The sequence below is a fragment of the Pseudomonas sp. SDO55104_S430 genome (genome assembly GCF_054070595.1).
The window spans coordinates 1-368 of sequence record NZ_JBSVXG010000507.1 but is presented as its reverse complement, the minus strand read 5'-3'; the positions used below and the strand labels follow the sequence as shown (position 1 = coordinate 368).

Sequence of the window (368 nt, the reverse complement as noted above, 5' to 3'; positions counted from 1 at the left end):
GCCCAAGGCGGTGTAAAGGGCGTGGGCGGTTTCCAGCAGCTGGCTGGCCTGATCTTCATGGCCGGTGTCGTGATAGACCGTTTCGGCGCCTGGATTCAGTTGGTCGAGCCAGTCGATCAGGTCGTCGGCACTGCGCTGGATGTGCGTCTGCAGTTGTGTCGCCTCGACGGTGGTCTGGCTCAGGTAGTTTCGTACCTCGTCAAAGCGCACGTCCTCGCGCCAGTAGCGTTTGGCTTCCCATTCTTCCAAGGCGGTTCGCCATTGGCGTGGATCCGGCAGATGCCCCCAACGAGCCTTGAACGAACGTTCACCGGCCGCCACCGTGGCGCCGGCGCCCATCATCACCATCGCGTTATCCTCGGGCGGCA

The 368-nt window shown here is 63.0% G+C and carries 1 pseudogene; it reads right to left on the bottom strand.

Annotated features, from left to right (window positions below):
* Nucleotides 1-368, bottom strand: a pseudogene (locus tag ACW9JE_RS30930) (T6SS effector BTH_I2691 family protein); the annotation flags it as partial.